Annotated in this window: 3 protein-coding genes; all 3 read right to left on the reverse strand. The window is 71.4% G+C overall.

All coding sequences use genetic code 11. The features are described from left to right. A partial coding sequence (locus G6028_RS16560) for an enoyl-CoA hydratase-related protein (protein ID WP_182659524.1) occupies positions 1-581 on the reverse strand: 581 nt, incomplete at its 3' end. Beyond that, positions 578-1,564: an NAD(P)H-dependent flavin oxidoreductase gene (locus tag G6028_RS16565; protein ID WP_182616474.1), complete on the reverse strand. Its 987-nt coding sequence runs from the start codon at positions 1,562-1,564 to the stop codon at positions 578-580. The genes G6028_RS16560 and G6028_RS16565, both read right to left, overlap by 4 nt. Then, positions 1,564-3,079 (reverse strand): 3-hydroxyacyl-CoA dehydrogenase NAD-binding domain-containing protein (locus G6028_RS16570; protein WP_182659525.1); only part of this gene is annotated, 1,516 nt, incomplete at its 5' end. The genes G6028_RS16565 and G6028_RS16570, both read right to left, overlap by 1 nt.

Raw genomic sequence — 3,079 nt, forward strand, 5'->3', positions numbered from 1 at the left:
CGCAGGTCCGCGGCGGGCAGGACGTCCAGGGCCAACCCCACTTCCCGGGCCTCCGCGGCCGACACGGCGTCCCCGCGCAGCAGCATCCGGGAGGCGACGGAGCGGCCGACCGCCGCGGGGAGGAGCACGCTGGCCCCGCCGTCCGGCATGAGCCCGATGTTGGTGAACGCGAACAGCAGGTACGCGTCGTCGGCCATGAGTACGAGGTCGGAGGCCAGCGCCAGCGAGACGCCCACCCCCGCCGCCGGACCGTTGACCGCGGCGATCACCGGAACCGGGGCGGTCAGCACCGCGCGGACCAGAGCCGCGGCGTTGTCCATGGTGACGTCGGGACCGGGAGCGTCGTCGGCTCCCTCCCGGATGGCCTGCAGGTCCGCCCCGGTGGTGAACGCCCCGCCCTCGCCGGCGAGCACGATGACTCTGGTGTCGGGGTCCAGGCTCTGCTCGGAGATGATCTCCACCAGTGCGCTCACCGTCGGGTGGTCGAGCGCGTTCATCCGGTCGGGTCGGTTGATGCTGATAGTCGCGACACCCAGGTCGTCGCGGTCGACCATGACCGCGTCCCGGCCCGTGGGGGTCATCGGACCGTCTCCGCGGCGGCGACCATGCCGGCCAGCCGGTCGGTGATGATCGACTCGGCCTCGGCCATCATGCGGTCGACCAGCTCGGCCGCGGTGGGCACGTCGTCGATCAGGCCCTGGCACTGACCCGCCGACCAGATGCCGGCGTCCAGGTCGCCGTCTTCGAAAACCTTGCGGCCCCGGGCCCCGGCGACGAGGTGCTGGATGTCGGAGAACTCCACGCCCTCGGCCTCCCTGGCCACCACTTCCGCCGAGACGGCGTTCGCCGCGACCCGCGCGGTGTTGTGCAGCGTGCGGAAGATGAGCGTGGTGTCGAGCTCGGAGTTGGCGACGATCTGCTGCTTGACCTGGTCCGCGACCGGCGATTCGGCCGTGCACATGAACCGCGTCCCCATGTTGGCGCCGTCGGCCCCCAGGGCCAGTGCGGCCACGAGGCCGCGGGCGTCGGCGATGCCTCCGGACGCCAGCATCGGGATGGTCAGCCGGGCCGCCGCGGCGGGGATGAGCACCAGACCGGGGACGTCGTCCTCACCGGGATGTCCGGCGCACTCGAAGCCGTCGATGGAGACGGCGTCCACGCCGAGCTTCTCAGCCTTGAGTGCGTGCCGCACGGAGGTGCACTTGTGGATGACCTTGACGCCGGCGTCGTGGAAGACAGGGAGATGGTCCTTGGGGTTGGACCCGGCGGTCTCGACGATCTTCACGCCCGACTCGACGATCGCCTGGCGGTACTCCGCGTACGGGGGCGGCGTGATCGACGGGAGGATCGTGAGGTTGACCCCGAAGGGCTGGTCGGTCATCTCCCGGCACCGGGCGATCTCGCGGACCAGGTCCTCGGGCGTCGGCTGGGTGAGCCCGGTGATGATTCCCAGCGCCCCCGCCTCGGACACGGCGGCCGCGAGTTCGGCGCGGCCGACCCACATCATGCCGCCCTGGACGATCGGATGACGGACGCCGAACTCCTCGGTGAAGCGGGTACGGATCACGGCTGGACCTCCTCGTAGGTGCCGCCGGAGGCGGCCTTGGACCGCAGGGACTCCGGCGGGGTGAAACGGTCCCCGTAGCGTTCGGCGAGCTCCTCGGCGCGGGCGACGAAGCCGGGCAGGCCGCCCGGGTACTGGTCCATGTAGCGGGCGACGCCGCCGGTCCAGCCCGGGAAGCCGATGCCCAGGATCGAGCCGACGTTGGCGTCGGTGGTGGTCTCCAGCACGCCCTCGTCGAGGCACTTGACGGTCTCGATCGCCTCGGCGAACAACATCCGGTCGATCGCGTCCTGCAGCGGGATCTCGGTGGCGGGGCCGAAAGCCTCCGCCAGGCCCGGCCAGAGTCCGGAGCGCTTGCCGTCGGTGTACTCGTAGAAGCCGGCGCCGGTGGAGCGGCCCTTGCGGTCGTGCTCGTCGATCATCGTGTCGAGTACGGCGTTGCCCGGGTGGTCGGGCAGCGGCCGGCCCTCTGCCTCGGCCGCCTGGCGGGTCTCGTCACGGATCTTGCGGGGCAGGGTCAACGTGAGTTCGTCCATCAGCGCGAGCACCGGCGCCGGGTAGCCGGCCTGCGAGGAGGCCTGTTCGACGGTGGGCGCGGGGACGCCCTCGGCGAGCAGCGCCATGCCCTCACTGGTGAAGGTCCCGATGACCCTCGAGGTGAAGAACCCGCGGGAGTCGTTGACGACGATGGGGGTCTTGCCGATCTGCGCGACCAGTGCCAGGGCGCGCCCGAGGGCATTCTCCGAGGTCTCGGCGCCCTTGATGATCTCGACCAGCGGCATCTTGTCGACGGGCGAGAAGAAGTGCAGGCCGATGAAGTCGGCCGGCCGGTCCACGCCGCCCGCGAGCATGGTGATGGGAAGGGTCGAGGTGTTGGAGCACAGCAGCGCGTCCGGGGCGATGTGCGGCGCGATCTCCGCGAACACCGTCTCTTTGACCTTCGGGTCCTCGAACACGGCCTCGATGACGGCCTGCGCACCGGAGGCGGCCGCGGCGTCGGTGGTGGGGGTGATGCGCGCCAGGAGCGCCTCGCCCTTCGCCTGCGCGGCGTCCCGGGCCTCGCCCTCGGCGGCGCGGGCGACGGTCTTGGCGACGAGCTTCTCCGAATAACCCTTGCCCCGCTCGGCGGCGGACTGGTCGATGTCCTTGAGGACGACCTCCATACCGGCCTTGGCGCACACGTAGGCGATCGCCGCGCCCATCATCCCGGCGCCCAGGACCACGACCTTGGTGATCGGTTCGCGGTCAGCCGACCCGTACGCCTTCGCGAGCCCGTTGGCCTTCTGCAGGTCGAAGAAGAACGCGCGGATCATGTTCTTGGCGGTCTGCCCGGTGGCGAGTCCGGCGAAGTAGCGGGCCTCGATCGCCTGGGCGGCGGCGAAGTCCACCCCGGCGCCCTCCACGGCCGCGGCCATGATCGCGACGGGGGCCGGGTACGGCGCGCCCTTGAGTTGCTTGCGCAGCATCGCGGGGAACGCGGGGAGGGTGGCGCCGAGCGCCGGGCTCGACGGCGTG

It is taken from the genome of Dietzia cercidiphylli (genome assembly GCF_014145145.1).
Classification (GTDB): Bacteria; Actinomycetota; Actinomycetes; order Mycobacteriales; family Mycobacteriaceae; genus Dietzia; species Dietzia natronolimnaea.